Origin of the sequence: Clostridium saudiense, from assembly GCF_000577815.1 — a bacterium.
Taxonomy (GTDB): Bacteria; Bacillota; Clostridia; order Clostridiales; family Clostridiaceae; genus Clostridium; species Clostridium saudiense.
Map to the genome: position 1 here is coordinate 32,414 of NZ_CBYM010000015.1, position 16,935 is coordinate 49,348.

17 protein-coding genes and 1 other annotated feature are annotated in these 16,935 nt (G+C 28.9%); of the genes, 1 reads left to right on the forward strand and 16 read right to left on the reverse strand.

Annotated elements, in window-relative coordinates; all coding sequences use genetic code 11:
- Nucleotides 1-95 precede the first annotated feature (95 nt).
- The 11 genes from TY07_RS09100 to TY07_RS09150 all read right to left on the reverse strand — a co-directional run bounded on the left by TY07_RS09100 (nucleotide 96) and on the right by TY07_RS09150 (nucleotide 11,966).
- On the reverse strand, nucleotides 96-1,565 hold the full coding sequence (locus TY07_RS09100; protein ID WP_070098860.1) for a VanW family protein: 1,470 nt from the start codon (nucleotides 1,563-1,565) through the stop codon (nucleotides 96-98).
- Between the two features lie 541 nt (nucleotides 1,566-2,106).
- Entirely contained in the window at nucleotides 2,107-3,048 is a 942-nt protein-coding gene (locus TY07_RS09105; protein ID WP_042398457.1) for a glycoside hydrolase family 25 protein, read from the reverse strand.
- A gap of 327 nt (nucleotides 3,049-3,375) precedes the next feature.
- Nucleotides 3,376-4,287 carry a D-alanine--D-alanine ligase gene (locus tag TY07_RS09110; protein WP_042398460.1) on the reverse strand — a complete coding sequence of 304 codons (912 nt, stop codon included), beginning with the start codon at nucleotides 4,285-4,287 and terminating at the stop codon, nucleotides 3,376-3,378.
- A gap of 196 nt (nucleotides 4,288-4,483) precedes the next feature.
- A complete protein-coding gene (nth, locus tag TY07_RS09115) occupies nucleotides 4,484-5,125 on the reverse strand; it encodes an endonuclease III (protein ID WP_042398463.1) in 642 nt (213 codons plus the stop codon).
- 64 nt (nucleotides 5,126-5,189) lie between these two features.
- Nucleotides 5,190-5,894, reverse strand: a complete 705-nt coding sequence (locus TY07_RS09120; RefSeq protein ID WP_042398466.1) for a lysophospholipid acyltransferase family protein — start codon at nucleotides 5,892-5,894, stop codon at nucleotides 5,190-5,192.
- Between the two features lie 64 nt (nucleotides 5,895-5,958).
- Nucleotides 5,959-6,933, reverse strand: coding sequence for a tRNA epoxyqueuosine(34) reductase QueG (queG, locus tag TY07_RS09125; RefSeq protein ID WP_042398469.1), 975 nt, complete (start codon nucleotides 6,931-6,933; stop codon nucleotides 5,959-5,961).
- Nucleotides 6,934-7,527, reverse strand: coding sequence for a serine O-acetyltransferase EpsC (gene epsC / locus TY07_RS09130; protein WP_042398473.1), 594 nt, complete (start codon nucleotides 7,525-7,527; stop codon nucleotides 6,934-6,936).
- Between the two features lie 53 nt (nucleotides 7,528-7,580).
- On the reverse strand, nucleotides 7,581-8,489 hold the full coding sequence (gene cysK / locus TY07_RS09135; RefSeq protein WP_042398477.1) for a cysteine synthase A: 909 nt from the start codon (nucleotides 8,487-8,489) through the stop codon (nucleotides 7,581-7,583).
- A gap of 54 nt (nucleotides 8,490-8,543) precedes the next feature.
- Nucleotides 8,544-8,785: a binding site (T-box leader), on the reverse strand.
- A gap of 76 nt (nucleotides 8,786-8,861) precedes the next feature.
- Entirely contained in the window at nucleotides 8,862-10,115 is a 1,254-nt protein-coding gene (locus TY07_RS09140; protein ID WP_042398480.1) for a magnesium transporter, read from the reverse strand.
- A 252-nt stretch (nucleotides 10,116-10,367) separates the two neighbouring features.
- Nucleotides 10,368-10,787 (reverse strand): hypothetical protein, encoded by a 420-nt coding sequence (locus tag TY07_RS09145; protein ID WP_052330668.1) that lies wholly within the window; start codon nucleotides 10,785-10,787, stop codon nucleotides 10,368-10,370.
- A 288-nt stretch (nucleotides 10,788-11,075) separates the two neighbouring features.
- Nucleotides 11,076-11,966: a YegS/Rv2252/BmrU family lipid kinase gene (locus TY07_RS09150; RefSeq protein ID WP_042398483.1), complete on the reverse strand. Its 891-nt coding sequence runs from the start codon at nucleotides 11,964-11,966 to the stop codon at nucleotides 11,076-11,078.
- A 219-nt stretch (nucleotides 11,967-12,185) separates the two neighbouring features.
- On the opposite strand from TY07_RS09150, the gene pssA reads away from it, so the two are divergent.
- On the forward strand, nucleotides 12,186-12,707 hold the full coding sequence (pssA, locus tag TY07_RS09155) for a CDP-diacylglycerol--serine O-phosphatidyltransferase (protein ID WP_042398486.1): 522 nt from the start codon (nucleotides 12,186-12,188) through the stop codon (nucleotides 12,705-12,707).
- A 50-nt stretch (nucleotides 12,708-12,757) separates the two neighbouring features.
- Here the strand turns inward: pssA and TY07_RS09160 are convergent, their stop codons facing one another.
- The 5 genes from TY07_RS09160 to yhbH form a co-directional block, all read right to left on the reverse strand.
- Nucleotides 12,758-13,156, reverse strand: a complete 399-nt coding sequence (locus TY07_RS09160) for a hypothetical protein (RefSeq protein ID WP_042398488.1) — start codon at nucleotides 13,154-13,156, stop codon at nucleotides 12,758-12,760.
- 167 nt (nucleotides 13,157-13,323) lie between these two features.
- Nucleotides 13,324-13,716 carry a hypothetical protein gene (locus TY07_RS09165; RefSeq protein ID WP_042398490.1) on the reverse strand — a complete coding sequence of 131 codons (393 nt, stop codon included), beginning with the start codon at nucleotides 13,714-13,716 and terminating at the stop codon, nucleotides 13,324-13,326.
- 13 nt (nucleotides 13,717-13,729) lie between these two features.
- Entirely contained in the window at nucleotides 13,730-14,272 is a 543-nt protein-coding gene (locus tag TY07_RS09170) for a rubrerythrin family protein (RefSeq protein WP_042398491.1), read from the reverse strand.
- A 116-nt stretch (nucleotides 14,273-14,388) separates the two neighbouring features.
- Nucleotides 14,389-15,759 (reverse strand): SpoVR family protein, encoded by a 1,371-nt coding sequence (locus tag TY07_RS09175; protein WP_042398494.1) that lies wholly within the window; start codon nucleotides 15,757-15,759, stop codon nucleotides 14,389-14,391.
- The gene (yhbH, locus tag TY07_RS09180) at nucleotides 15,759-16,934 is read right to left on the reverse strand and encodes a sporulation protein YhbH (protein WP_042398497.1); all 1,176 of its coding nucleotides are present in this window, start codon (nucleotides 16,932-16,934) and stop codon (nucleotides 15,759-15,761) included. The genes TY07_RS09175 and yhbH overlap by 1 nt, the downstream gene beginning before the upstream one ends.
- Nucleotide 16,935: the final 1 nt, after the last annotated feature.

Here is a 16,935-nt window from a genome sequence, read left to right on the forward strand (position 1 = left end):
AGTCATAATATAATGTTATTGACTTATATTTCGTCCCTAACATATATTATGACCATTTTATAATTTACAATATTTTATTATGTAAATTTTTTTATTTAATTTGCTGGTGTTTCTTCAGTTGGCTGTTCTGGTGTTGTTTCTGCAGGTTGTTCTACTTGAGCTTCAACCTTTTTCGTACCAACACTAACAACTTCATTTCTTGCTGAGTAAACATCTGTAGATATAAGCTCTTTATTTATTTGAACTCCATTTTCATAAGTTACTAAGTATCCACTTGCCTTACATCCATTTGCTCCTGCTGATTTAACAATTCTTGTTCCTTCATTTAATGAAGCATCTTTAACTTCTTCTGTACCATAATTGTAAGTTTCTAATATTTCATTAACAAGCTCATAAGTTTTTCCACCCATAGCTTCCTTATTCCCAAAAATATTAAATACTACTTGATTTCCTGATAAGTACCCTTGAATATAAACTGGGAAATCATAAGTATTTACAAACTTATAATCTATGTATCCAGCTGCAACTGTGGCATCAAGTCCTGGCTTAGCATATCCAACTGTCATTGAATGATTTCTTCTTTCAGTTGATCTTATATTAGCTTGTATTACTGCTCTATATAGCGTACTTGATACTTGACATACACCTCCACCATATCCTGGGACAATTGTTGCTCCTACATATGTATTTGCTTCTTTATATCCTCTTTCTGGAGTTGTTGGTCCAATAGTATTATTATAACTAAATTCATCACCTGGCATTAATAATGTTCCATTAATATATCCAGTAGCTATTCTTAAATTTTCAACTCTTCCAGAATCTGCTTGGCTAAATGTACTTGAAAATGATGACATTATTCCATTAATTTTATTTAATGCCTCCGCTGTAATCCTTGGAGAATACTCTTGTAACTCAACACTTACTTCTTCTGCCTTTTCTGGATCTGGGTCTATACAACCTTTTATCTCATTTATTAAACCCTCTACATCTATATGCTTTCCATTAGTCTCTTGAGTAACTGATATATTGCTGCCACTAATCGAAATAGTTGCATCTACTGCCTCAACTTTAACTTGATTATTAACGTTGTTTGCAAATTCATTAACTTTTTCTTCATCATAGCTTAATACAGTATCAACATTAACCTCTACACCATTTTCTATCATTTTCTTTTTTTCAAATAATTTGGCATCTTTTCCATATTCTAAAGCTTCTTCCACAGTCTCATCTGCACTTACTGTTGGATTAACATCTGAATATTTTAATTCAAATGAATTATCACCAACTGAAACCTTTATTACTTTATCACCAATTAAAGAAAGTAGTTGAGTATTAATTAAATCTATTGCTTCTTCTTTTGTTTTACCACCTAAATCTATTCCATAAGCTTGTACACCAGGATATATTTTATCATTCCATGCTTCAACTTTGTTTTTGACACTCAAAACATAAGCACCACATATCCCTGTAACCAATACTACAATACTTGCTATTATAATTATTAGTTTCTTATTTTTAGACATAGCAGCTTTTAATTTACCATCTTTCGATTCTTCAGTGTTCACGCCTTCACTCCTCCCACAAAAAATATCTATAATTGCTTATAATTGCATTATATATTAATTATATTCCATTATTTAATTTAATACAATTAATAAAATCATTCCAATTTTTTTAATATAATAAAAAACAACAATAAAAATGGCTTTATTTATCGTTTTACATTCATTTATTATTTGTAAATTCTATTTTTATATGCAAAACAATGTGAAAGCCATTCTTTTTTTAAGGAAAGCTCCTCCTTAACCGTGGGATGAGTACACTAAAGTGTACTTTCAGCTGGCCAAATTGAAAATTTGGAGCTTCAAGCAAGTTCGCTTAACTAAATCTAAGATTTAGAAGCATTTTTCAAATGAAACTCCTCCTCCTAACCGTCGGATGAGTACACTAAAGTGTACTTTCAGCTGGCCAAATTGAAAATTTGGAGCTTCAAGCAAGTTCGCTTAACTAAATCGAAGATTTAGAAGCATTTTTCAAATGAAACTCCTCCTCCTAACCGTCGGATGAGTAAGTTCGCTTAACTAAATCGAAGATTTAGAAGCTCACTTATATTGTAAAACTGCTTCTATTTTTTGATGTTTCACCATCTTTATCAAAGGCTTCAATACTTATTTTTATTGTTCCTTTTACGGTAAATGGTAATTGATTTATATTAATTGAAAAACTAGTATCCTTTGCATCTACTGTTCCTATCCAGTAATTATTTGCAAAAATATTATATCCAACTAAATCAGTGTCAGTATTCTTTTTCCAACTAACATTTAAAATATTTCCTTTTCTACTAACAGTAAGTCCTGCAACATTTCTAGGCTGAGTTAATAAATCTATACTATCTGGTCCCCAATTGGCATCTACTTTACTAGTAACTCCTCCTACTGTAGCTGATTCACTATATTGCCATACTCTCCATCTTGTCCATCCCCCTACATCAGGTGGAACTGGTGCATTGCCAGGAATTGCAGTATAATGAGCAATCCATAAAATCATATTCTTTAATGGATATCCTTCATTAGGTATATAAAAATTATTATACATTTCCACAAAGAATACACCTGTATAAAGCATCAATCTTCTTCTAGTCTTTTTCTCGAATCTTTTTCTAAATCTATCAATCCAATTTATCAATGCTGATGTAGAAATTGAGTTATCAGTAGGTGTTTCAACATCTAGTACTGGAAATAAATCTCCATAATCTTTTTCTCCAAATCCCTCTTGAAGTATATTTATAAAATCATCACATTGAGAATCAGCTGTAGTTAGATCATAACTAGGTACTCCAAAGTGGTATGCTCCAACTGGTATTTTTAAATTTCTAGCTTTACCTGCAAATTCTAAAAATTTCTTATCAACTCTAAACCGTCCTGAGGCTGACCCTGAAGATCTTAGGTATAAAAAGTCTATAGTTGTTGCAAGAACAGAAAAATCCACCCCTTGTGAATATTCATTAATATCTATACCAAATAGACTTTTATCAGTTCTATTTTGCATAAGCCCTCCAATAAATAAAATTCCTTAGTATTATACTATTTTAAAATTTATTTATTGTTACAAAGTTTTGATAGTTAACAGTTAATAGTGAATAATTAATAGTTAAGGTATAAACTCCTAATGGAGTTTTTAAAATATATATTTTTTAATTCAACTTATCTAAATTTACTCATTAACTACTAATTTAAAACCCATCTACCTTGGCCGCTAGAATCTTTCCGGAACCACAGGTCTGACCTGTGGTATTCTAAATACAATAAAAAAACTAGAATCATAAAAATATGATTCTAGTTTTTTTACTTAATTAACTCAAAACTATTAACTATCTTAATGACTTCTTTTTACTTTCATAGATGTTTCTATAATCTTATCTAATAATCCAGAATAACTAATATTTATTGCTGCAGCACTCTTAGGGAAAAGACTTGCTGGAGTCATTCCTGGTAAAGTATTGACTTCTAATATATATGGTATTCCATTTTTATCTACTATCATATCAACTCTAGCATAAACTTGACATTTTAATGCCTTATAAGTATCTAATGCCATTTTCTCAACTTCTTTATGAAGATTTTCTTCTAGTTGAACAACAATTTCATCTGCTCCATCTGCTGCGTATTTTTGAGTATAATCAAAGAAATCTGAATGTGGTTTTATTGCTATAACAGGCCACATTTCACCATCAAATACAGGACAAGTTATTTCTTCTCCTTCAACAAACTCTTCAATCATTACTTCACAATCCCATTTTAAGCCTTCTTCAACTGCTGCTCTTATTTCACTTTTTTCTTTTACTTTAAATGTTGCAACACTTGATCCTCCATTAGTAGGCTTAACAAATACAGGATATCCCATTTCCTCAATCTTATCATAATCAATTTCATCAACAGACGAAACATTTATCCATCTAGCTGTTCTAATATCATTTGCTTTTAAAACTCTCTTTGTAAAATCTTTATCCATACATACGCCTGAACTAATTGGTCCACATCCTGAATATGGTATATCTAAAGTTTGAAGTACAGATTGAACAGTTCCATCTTCTCCAAATTTTCCATGAAGAGCTAATAAAGCAAAATCAAGGCCTTTAACTTTTGTTATTATATCTTCTTTATTATCTATTACTACAGGTATTACCTCATATTTAGTTTTATCTATTTTTTCTACTATAGAATTACCGCTTTTAAGTGAAATTTCTCTTTCTGATGAAATTCCTCCCATTATTACTCCAACCTTCATTCATTTCCTCCTACAATTGCATTTAATTTAATAATTATCTCTTTTAGAGCAAAATATATCTTTCTGATTTTATATAAAATTTTATATATTATAAAACATATTTTTGAATTCTAAAAAGAAAATAATTCTTTAATAATTATATCATATAAAACTTTTTATAATTACAAAGCTTGTAATCAATATATGCTTATAACATTTAATGTTTTTTTGCTTTTTGCTCTTTAAAATATTTGCATCTATTAGTAAATGGACACTCTCCACACTTTGGATTTCTTGCTATACACATTCTTCTACCATGAAATATCAACAGATGATGCGTAAGACTCCATTCCTTTTTAGGCAATTCTGCTTGTAATTGCTTTTCAACTTCAAGTACATTATCTGAATCTGCAAGTCCTAATCTATTAGACACTCTAAACACATGAGTATCAACAGCAATTGAAGGAACTCCAAATGCATTTGATAAAACTACATTAGCTGTTTTTCTTCCTGCACCTGCTAAACTCGTTATTTCATCCATAGTTCTTGGAACTTCCCCATTAAACTTACTTTTTAACTGATTGCACATAATTAATATATTTTTTGCCTTACTTCTATAAAGGCCTATTTGTTTGATTTTATTTTCTAACTCATCTATCGATAAAGTTAAAAATGCATCCACGTCTGGATACTCCTTGAATAAATCTTCAGTAACCTCATTTACCTTCTTATCAGTTGTTTGAGCTGATAAAATAGTTGCAACTAATAATTGAAATGGAGTTTCATGATTTAATTCACACTTTGCATCAGGATACATTTTTTTCAACTCTTCTAATATTATTTTAGTCCTTTGTTTCACCTTTCATTTCCTCCATTAATCTATAAATTTCTAGACTTAATAATCCACATATTAATATCTATAATTATTTATAAACGCCTCTATATTTCTCTGGAAGACCTTTTGCTATAGACTTCATTAAATAATTCAAGCATCTCTCATCATAATCATGCTTAGATTCTTCCTTATCTTTTTTAGGAATAATTACAGGCTCACCTATATTTACATTTACAACGGCATTATTCCATTTTTCTTGAGACATATCACCCTCTTTATTAATAGGTAATAATTTTTCCGTCCCACTTAATGAAATCGGAATTATGTTAGCTTTACTCATTCTAGCAACAAGTATAACTCCTTTTTTGGCTTCGATCATACTTCCAGTCCTACTTCTTGTTCCTTCTGGAAATAATACTAAATTCTCGCCATCTTTAAGAATTTTTATCATTCCCATTATTGCATCTTTATCTGCTGTATTAGGTTTTATTGATATATGTTTAACTACTTTTGTCCCTAAATTTGTTACAGGATCATTACTTAGCTTTACTCCAGCTACAAATGTTGGATCATAATCTTCCTTCAATACCTTTTCTAATATAAATCCATCTGAATTACTTAAGTGATTACAAATAAATATTTTAGCCCCATCTACTTTTTTAATATTTTCATATCCATTAACTTTTATCTCTGAATATTTATCTAAATATCCATCTATAGCTTTTCTAGCTATTTTAAACACTACTTTGTCTGGTAAAAATCTCATTAATTTTGCAGAATTTTTAGAAATCACATTTATTCCCCCTCACATAATCACTACTTATATTATATTTTATATACTAAAACTAAACAATTCTTTACTTATTTAATCTTTCAATATAATCATTTAAATAAGGTGAATCCCCTTTATATTTCTTTATATCTCTACCCTCATTATGTAATCTTATTATAGCATTTCTTTTAATTATATTTTTCCCCCTCCATCCACAGGAAGTAATTAATATATTTTCCTTAAATGCTTTATTATTAATTCCTGCATATATCTCACAATTTGATTCTTCCATAAAATCTAAAGGCTTAAATTCACCTATATTAGAAAACTTTACATCTTCATTATATGGACATTTATTTTGACACATGTCACATCCAAATATTTTTCCTTTTAAAAGCTTTATTTCTATATCTGAAAGATCCTTCTTTTGAGTTATATAAGATGAGCAAATATTTGGATTCTTTTTTATTTCATTTATAGATTTAGTTGGACATTCCTTATAACATATATCACATTGCCCACATTCCTTAAATTTTTCTATTTCATTAAAAACTCTTTTGTCTTTATCAAACAAAGTTAAATCTGTTATTATTTCTCCTAAAAAAACATAAGATCCATAGTCCTTAGTTATTATCATATTATTTTTTCCAATAAATCCAATACCAGCTAAATATGCAATATATCTTTCTGGTAATGTATTACTATCAACAAATGAAATTGCTTTCCCACCATTTTCACTTATCAACCTGCAAATTTCATCTAAATATTTTTTTACAACCCTATGATAATCAAGACCCTTTGTATATTTAGAAAATCCATTTTCAATATAGTTATCAACCCAAAGATAGGGAAAAGCTATTGAAATAATAGTTTTCCCCTCACTCATATACCACTTTGGATTTATTCTTTTTTCTATATCACTTTCTTCAAATTCATTTTCAAGCTTGTTATTTTTTCTATAATCGTAGAAATCATATAATTCATCAAATCTTCTACACTCAATAAATCCTATATTTTCTATTCCTATAGAATTACAATATCTTTTGATTTGTTCTTTCACCTATATCACCATATCATTATATATTTCTTTTTTTCTTCCTCTATAATCTTTGATTTCTATTATTTCTGATTTTTCTTCTTTAATTTTGATAATATTTTTAGCTGGAATACCTACTGCTGTTGCTCCTTCAGGCACATCCTTTAGTACTACAGAATTTGCCCCTACCTTAGAGTTACTTCCAATATAAATTGGTCCTAACACTTTTGCTCCAGCCCCAATAACAACATTATTACCAAGAGTAGGATGTCTCTTTCCTTTATCTTTTCCAGTGCCACCTAATGTTACTCCATGATATAAAAGAACATCATCTCCTATTTCTGCAGTTTCTCCTATTACTACTCCCATACCATGATCTATTACTAATCCTCTACCTATTTTGGCCCCTGGATGAATTTCTATACCAGTAAAAAATCTTGATATTTGGGATATAAGCCTAGCTAGGAAAAATAGTTTTTTAGTATAAAAATAATGTGCTATCCTATATGCAATTAGTGCATGTATTGTTGGATAAAGCAAGAAAACTTCAATTTTACTCCTAGCTGCTGGATCATTTTCCATTACTTTATTTAAATCATATTTTAAGTTTTTAAACAATATTTGCACTCCTTTCTTTCGTTAAAAATATTTGCAAAGCCTCTTTTAAAATATTAATCATAAATTCCCATAGAAATATACTTTTCTCCTCCATCTGGAGATAAAGCTAAAACTTTTTTTCCTTTTCCTAACTTTTTAGCAATTTCTATTGCTGTATATATTGCTGCACCTGAAGATATTCCAACTAATATTCCTTCTTTTTTAGCAAATTCTACTGCTGTTCTTATCGCATCTTCATCTGTAACAGGAACTACATTATCTACATACTCGGCTTTGTAATTTTGTGGTATAAACCCAGCTCCTATTCCTTGTATCTTATGAGCTCCTGGCTTCTTTCCTGCAATCACTTGTGAATTACTTGGTTCTACAGCAACTACTTGTATACCATTTATTTTTTCCTTTAATCTTTTTCCAACACCAGTTGCTGTACCACCAGTTCCAACTCCTGCAACAAATACATCTAAATCATTAATATCATTAAATATTTCATCAGCAGTTGTTTCATAGTGCTTTTCTGGATTAGCTATATTTTCGAATTGTTGTGGCATAAAATATCCTTTGTTTTTAACTAATTCATTTGCCTTCTCTATGGCTCCTTTCATTCCTTTTGACCCTTCAGTTAATACTAATTCTGCTCCATAAGCTTTTATTAAATCTCTTCTTTCTTTACTCATAGTTTCTGGCATTACAATTACTACCTTATAACCTTTAAGTCTTCCTATCATTGCTAAACCAATACCTGTATTTCCACTTGTAGGTTCAACAATTACTGAACCTTCTTTTAATATTCCTTCTTTTTCAGCTTTTTCTATCATTCCTAAAGCAGCTCTATCTTTAACACTTCCACCTGGATTAAATTTCTCTAATTTTACATACACATCTGCACAATTTTCATCTACCATGCTTTTCACCTTTAATATTGGTGTGTTTCCTATTAATTCAATTGCTCCATTATAAATCATTTCTCTGCCTCCTAGAATTTAATTTTTAATAAATAAAAAAACTCCGTCTCTATATATAGAGACGAAGTATATTCGCGGTTCCACTCTAATTAAACCATCATAATAACAATGATTTCACTCATTCTACGGTACAATTAATACCTGAGCGCTATAACGGGCGCTACCGTAAAACCTTACTATTATTTCAGGCCTAAACTCCAAAGGGCACTTCATATAAATTACCGGTGAAAAGATCCCAGCTTCCTTTTCTCTCTGTAACCATCCTTTATACTACTTTCCTTTTTCATAGTTTTAATTCCGAGTATTTAACTAAACTTTATAATATAATTATATGCTTATCCCTGAAAATGTCAACAGATAATTTGAAATTTTTTACTTATTTTTCTTTTTCCACATTGGATATAGTACTTCATCTATTAAGTCGTGAGTATTTACAACTCCTATTAATACATCACTATTATCAACAACAGGAATAGCCATCAAATCGTATTTTGATGCTATTTCAACAGCCTCATTAATAGATTCATTATGCTTAAGTATATTTATATTTTCATTCATTACTTCTTTAGCTTTAACATTTGCTGAATTTAAAATAAGATCTTTTAATTCTATAATTCCAATTACCTTTTCATCTTCATCCTTAATAAAAATCGAATTTAATTCTTCATCTTCCGGATTACTTTCTCTTAATATATCTATTATTTCACCAATTGTTATATCTAAGTTAAAAGAAATAAAATCTTTACTCATTATACTTCCAACTGTTTCGTTTTCATATTTAAGAAGTTCTTTAACCTCTTCAGCATCTTCTGTTTCTAAGTTAACTAATATTTTTTCTCTTTCTTCATCATCTAACTCATCTAAAATATCAGCAATTTCATCATTAGGCATATTCTCTAATACCTCAACAGCCTTTGCTTCACTTAAATCTTTAATGATACTACTTTTATACTCTGGTTCAATTTCCTCTAAAGTATCTGCAGCTAAATCCTCATCTAAAGACTCAAAAATTTGTTTTCTAGAGCTTGCATCCAAGTTTTCTAATATATCCGCTAAGTCTGCTGGATGCAATGTTGATAATTTTTTATATGGTACTGAAATTTGAAGATTTTTATTAACCATTTCTAATGACTCAACATCATCCCACATTAATACTTTATCTTCATAATCCTTATTTATAATTTTATAAAAGAACTTACCTAATCCTTGACAATTCATCCTTCTAAATTTAGCAAGTGGTCCAGTTTCAACTGCTATTACTCTGTATTCACCTGCTATTTCAGCTATTCTTAAATCATCAACTCTAACAACTTGCTTACCATTAATATCAACAATTTTCTTATCTAATAAATTTCTTGATAATAAATACGAGTAAGTTCTTGGTAGTATTTCTTTGCTTCCTCTAGTCATAATCTTAACTTTATTATCATCACTATAAAAGCCTATACTCCTAAATTCATAGTGAAAAGTAACTCCATCCCTCTTGACTTTATAACCAATTACCCTTGGATAACCTTGCTCTGTTGTTACATAAATGTCTTTTAATTCCCCTAGTACATCATCGAATTCATCATATATCTTCTTTCCTAATATACTAGTAAACAAAAACACTGATAATCTTTGCATAAAAATCCTCCTCAACTAATAGAGGAGATTTAAAATATTAAATGTGTGTTTCCCCTCTATTACTTCTTATATTCAATTTTCTTAATTTAATACTCTGAGGGACACCCTCCATTTAATCTCACCACCATTTTTTGTATAAATTATAACTTTTTATTCGCAATAAAAAAGCCCTTCTTCGGGCATTATTATATATACTAATATTATATTAATCTCCCTCTAAAAGGCAATACTTTATATGATTATTATTTAATTTTATTTCTTAAAAGTTGATATAGCTTTATATGAACAACCAATCATTGCAAATTCACCCAATACTGGGTAAGGGAAAAGCTTTATTCCGCCCAAAAATAGTATAAATTCTACCACTGTTATCGCTAAAGAAATTAATAAAAATACCATTCCACTTTTATTACTATACGGCTTATCTAAAAATAATAGTGTCACAACCACCATTGATGACATTATTATTAAGTAAATCAAACTTGGAATTAACATATCTTTATAACTTACTATAAACCCAAATGTATTATCTACTCTTATATCTAACTTATAAAATAAATTAATTACTATATAAGTAAAGAATAAAATAATCATAAAGCTATAATTATAATCGAATTTTCTATTCTCATCTCTTAAAAATATATAAAAACTTGCTAATGCTAGCAACGGCATTCCAACAAATGTTAATTGCGTTAACTCCTTAATTATATATATGATTCGTTGATGCTGTACTATCCATAATGATAGCAATGACAAATATCTAATAACAATTATAGATAAGGTTATAAAATAAAACCTCTGTATCTTTACTGGACATTTTTTAGAATTTATTGATATTAAATACAAAGAAAAAATAATTATAAATAACAATATACATAAATAAATAAAGGCAATCACATCTTCTCTCCTTTACAAAAATACTATTATTTATAATTATTAATTGAATTTTATATTTATTCTTTAATTTTCTATATTAACACCTAAAATTTTCACTCCACCTTTTATACATTTTATATCAAGTGGAAAATCTGGTCCCTTTTCTCCATCAATATCAGTAACTATATCTTCGTTACATTCAACATATAAGTGTTTTGTTTTAAAATATATTACCTTATCAGAATCTAAATGCTCACCTTTTAATACCTTAATAAATAGAGGTATTAACTCATAAATTTGTACTGCTTTAAATACTATAACATCTAACATTCCATCTGTTGCATCTGCTCTAGATGCTAAATTAAAGTTTCCTGCAGTTTTACCATTAAACACTAACATAAGATACATATTACCTTCAAAATTAACTTCATCAGATTTTATGTTAACCTTAAGTGGTCTAAAATTAGGTAATTCTTCTATTCCTTTTAAGTAATAAGCTAACTTTCCTATAGTATTTTTTAAATTTACGTCTGTTTTTTGTGAAACGTCAGTAAAAAGCCCTGTACTAGCAACATTAACAAAGTATTTATCATTAATACTTCCTAAATCCACACTAGTTATACTAGAATTTATTATTTGCTTGCAAGCTTCTTCTACATCAAATGGTATTCCTAAAAACTTTGCAAAATCATTTGCTGTTCCTACTGGCAAGATACCTATTGGTAATGAAACTCCCTTTCTAGCCATAGCATTTACAACTGAATCTACAGTTCCATCTCCACCAGCAACTAAAATATATTCATATTCACTTGGTATAATGTCATCAAAAGCTGCATCTATGCCACATTCTTTTCTAATTCTATATGGTACTATAGTCATACCAGCTTCCTGATGTATATTAATTATTTCATCTAACTTAGATAAAATAACATTTTCTCCAGAATACGGATTATAAATTAATTTTACCTTTTTCATTGTACCCCTCCTAATTATATAAAAAAATTATACCACATAGTTTTAAATTAACCACCACCCGATATATCTTAGTTTTCTATATATAAAACCTGTTTATACCTTAAATATATAAGTATATCTCTCTTAATCTCTAGTTTTCTCTTTTCAATACAGTATTGTTAATTTTTTATAAAATTTATGCTATAATGATGATGTTAAGATTAACTTAGGAGTGATTATATGAGAAAAAGCAGTATTCCTAACATCTTTACTTTTATTAATTTATCATTTGGTATTTTATCACTATTAGCTACCTTTGAAAGTAACTACCAACTTGCTTGCATTTTTATATTACTTGCAGCTTTAGTTGACAGATACGATGGTAGAATAGCACGTTACTTACAGGTTTCAAGTGATTTAGGAAAAGAACTAGATTCTTTAGCTGATTTAGTTTCATTTGGTGTAGCACCATCTATATTAATATTTTTATTATTTGATTTTTATACACTAGGTCCTTCTAAAATATTTGGAATAATTCCACTATTATTATTCCCAATCTGTGGTGCTTTTAGGTTAGCTCGATATAATGCAAGTGAATTTAATGGAGTGTTTACTGGTGTTCCAATTACTGTTACTGGAAGCTTCTTAGCTTTATTTTGTTTATTTACTATTAATAAAAACATATCTGCACTTATTCCTTTTTTATTATTGTTATTAGGTTCTTATTTAATGGTAAGTACTTTAAAGCTAAAGAAATTTTAATTATTAAAAATATGGGCTATAGTTTTCTAATGAACTATAGCCCATAACTTTTAATCTTCAAACTCTTTTTGATGCTCTTCTTTATATTTTTTTAAAGCTTCATATTCTTCTCTTACAGATGCATCTTGAAAAAGTAATTCGTTGTCAACTTCAGTTAAAATCACACTACTATCTGTATTTTTTAATATATGATCTCCTACAAGAGCAATATATTTAAAATAGCTCTCCCCACATTCATCTAGTAATTCTATTACATTATCTATTATTTCACCTAAATTATCAGCTCTTTTTACTGCTACCTTAACATAGCTACTTCTTGCTTCATTAATATTATTTAGTTCAGCTGCCCCAGCAATTAATAATCTATATGAATTGACCATAGATTGTAATAATTGATTTAAATTACTTAAATCACCATAATACTGTTTCATTAATTGTTGGTATTTCATTTAATACCTCCATATATAAATTCATTAATACTCTATGGTTGTAACACTTCCCTACATTTAGGTAGGAATGTTACAACGGACATGCTCCTATACTAGGTCCCCTTTGGACATAACGAATTCTAACCTTAAGGTGAAATTAAAACTCCAGCTTAAGATAAAGATTCCATTTATTTTTCTTCGCACCCCTTAATAACTATATTATCTATAAATTCATCATCTATCTCTGAAAATATCTTTCCATTTTCTTTACACATTTTATATTCATCTTCTTCTTTTTTTAATGACATATAAATAGTGTTGTCTTTTTTTTCAATAGGCTTAATAACCTCTTCATTATTTCCACATTCACCCTTGCTCATTTCCACTTGTAGTATATCTTGTTTTTCATTTGCAGATTTACTATTTTCCAAAGTTTTACTCATGCTTTCACCTTTTGTTTTGCCTGTACTTTCTCTATATGAATTTGTGTCAAATTCTAAGTGATTATTCTCTTTATTTAGTATAAAACTATCACTAAATACTACTGGTACAAAAAACTCTTTAGGTATTGATATAAACATTTTTCTCCTCCTCTTATAAATCCTCTATTTCACAATAAGGTTTAAAATAAGCTCTAGGATATCCACATAATGGACATTTTTCTGGAGCTTCACTTCCTTCATGTATATATCCACAATTCATACAAACCCACTTTGATTCCCTTGGCCCAGCAAACATTGTTCCATCATCTAATTTGTCATACAACTCTTTAAATCTTTTTGCATGATCTTCCTCAACTTCTCTTAGTTCTTTAAAAAAATTAGCAATATCTATAAAACCTTCTTCTCTTGCTTCTTGTTCAAATTTTGCATAAATATTTTTAAATTCATCTGTTTCACCACATATAGCATCAACTAAATTTTCTTTTGTATTACAAACTAACTTTAAATAATCCTTATATACTCTTCTAGCATGAGCTAATTCGTTTAATGCTGTTAAATCAAAAATATTACCAACCCATTGATATCCTTCTTGTCTTGCTTTTTCTGCATATAAACTATATTTATTTCTCGCCCTGCTTTCCCCTGCAAATGCTCTATATAAGTTTTTCTCAGTTTTACTTCCCTTTAAATCCATGATTTTCTCCTTAAAAATATTCCTTATACTAAACTATTCAAAACATATAAAAATGATGAATTAAATCTGATAGTAATTCCTACTCCTCATCATTAATTCATCATTTTTTACACTTTTTAATTTACTGTAACTCTTCTGTCATTATCGCATACTATTTCTATACTTCTACCTTCTTTAGTTTTAGTATTCAATATTACTTTATGACCCCAAAGATCAAATAAATATTTAATTGTTTCCTTAGCATAAAGTAATTCTAATTCTCTTCCATCAAAAACATGCTCTAATGTTAAAGTTCCATCTCTTTTATTTAAGTCAGTTATTCTTATATAAGGTATAGATCCAACTCCACATGAATCAGACATAGTATCCCTAATACTCTTCCATCCTTGCTCATCTGATACTTCATCAACAACAAATTCAAAGCTCTTTTTAGCATATTGGAACAATCCTAATTCCTCGCATAATTCTTGTGTTAAGTACTTACGTAAAAATGAATTGTCTCTTTCAATATATCTAACTTCAAAAATCTTATCTCTTCCATATCTCTTTTCTATATCCTCAAACACCTTAAAACCAACATAATATGGATTTAATCCACCTAAAGCTGGAGCAATTACATCATTATGACGTTTTATAAACTCAAAATGTAAACTTTGTGGTAATTCTAAGCTCTTTAAAATATTATAATGACAATAGCTTGCCCAACCTTCATTCATTATCTTAGTTTCTATTTGCGGAATAAAGTATTGCGTTTCCCTTCTTACTATTTTAAGAATTGATTTCTCCCATTCTTCTAAAGAACCATATTTAATGATAAATCCAATAACATCATCACAAGGCTCAATTGGAGTTTTACTTAAATCTGGCAATTTTATTTCTTCATCCTCATTTAAAGCATCCCTATTTTCAATTTTCCTATTATATTCATCTATTAAATTTGATTTTATCTCCTCATCACTTAACTCTTTAACTCCAACAACTCTTGGAATTTGGTATCTAAGTGCATGAGCAGCATCAAGTATTTTTTCTACCTTAGCATATCCTATACTTGGATCGTTAATATATCCTCTTATTATATCTGCATCTAATTTAAACATCTCTAAAGTATAATAAGCCTTAGTACCTTCTCTAAATAACCTATTATTCTTAAAGAAATCATTATGTCCATAAACATGAGCCATAGTTAATATCTGCAATAATAAGGTATTCTCATTCATTAAATATGCTAAAGATGGATTTGAATTTATAACCATTTCATAAGGTAATCCAGTTAAATTTAATGAATATAATGTTTTACTCTTTTCATATGCCTTACCATAACTCCAATGTGGATACTTTGAAGGCATTCCAACATATGCTTCATAAGCTAACATTTCATTAAATCCAACTATTTCAAATTCCTGAGGATAATAATCAAGCCCAAATTCTGTAGCTTTCTTTTCAATCTTCTCATTCCACTCTTCTAAATCTTTTAATGTGTACTCCATTATTCATCCTCCCTTAACTCCTTGCTAAGCATTAACTTAAGAGCATCCCATAAATTCTTCTTTTCCTTTACAATAACAGAGACAAATTTCTTATCTACTATTTCCTTATTGAATCTATAATACATTGTTGTTGAATAAGTTGATGGTAAAAGTTCAGCATAACCAAACATATTACTTACTTCACAAAGCTTTTTAACTGATTGAATTGCCTTTTCATTATCCTCAGACCAGTTATCTCCATCACTAGCGTATATAGGATATATATTCCATACTTCTGGTGAATACTTTTCTTCAATAAGTTTTAACGCTAAATTTAAACCACTTGATATATATGTTCCTCCTGATTCTGCTTTGTGGAAAAATTCATATTCGTTAACTTCTTTAGCAACTGTTGTATGAGAAATAAATTCAAAAGCAATATTGTTATACTTTCTTTTTATAAAAGTTGATAAAACAAAGAAAAATGATCTTGCTAAATACTTTTTAGTACTATCCATTGAACCTGATACATCCATTATAAAGAGCATAACAGCATTACTTTCTTTCTTAGGCTTTGTTTTTACTCTATAATATCTAATATCATCTTCTCTAAATGGAAATCTTTCTAATTCAGTATCTAATCCTGCTTCTTTTAAAGCTCTTATCTTCCCCTGCTTACGTGCAGTCTTTGCCATAACAGTCTTTTTCTTTGCAAGCCTTGGATTAATTCCATGCTTTTGATATCCTCTTTTTCTACTTGCACTTTCACTAATAATTTCAGAATACTTCTTTTTATCTAAATTAGGTAAATCCAAATCTTCAACTATATAATCCATCAATTCTTCTAACGTAATTTCTGTTTCATATACATCGTCGCCTTCAGAGTTACCTGCACCTTTATTTCCTTTTTTACCACTAGATTCAGCTGAACCTAATTTATCTCCACGTTTTTCTTCACCAGTACCGGTAGCAACACCTTTATTGTTGCTACCAAATACAAATTGATATTCCTTTATTCCTCTAATAGGAATTTTAAACTTTTTATTTTTAGTTTCACCTACTATACTTTCTTCTGAAAGTATATCTCCTAAGTTTTCTTTAATGGATTTCTCTACCAACTGCCTATGTCTTCTTCTATCTTCTATGCTTCTATCATGCTCAACAGGATTTGTTGTATTATCTCTAAATATAGCCATC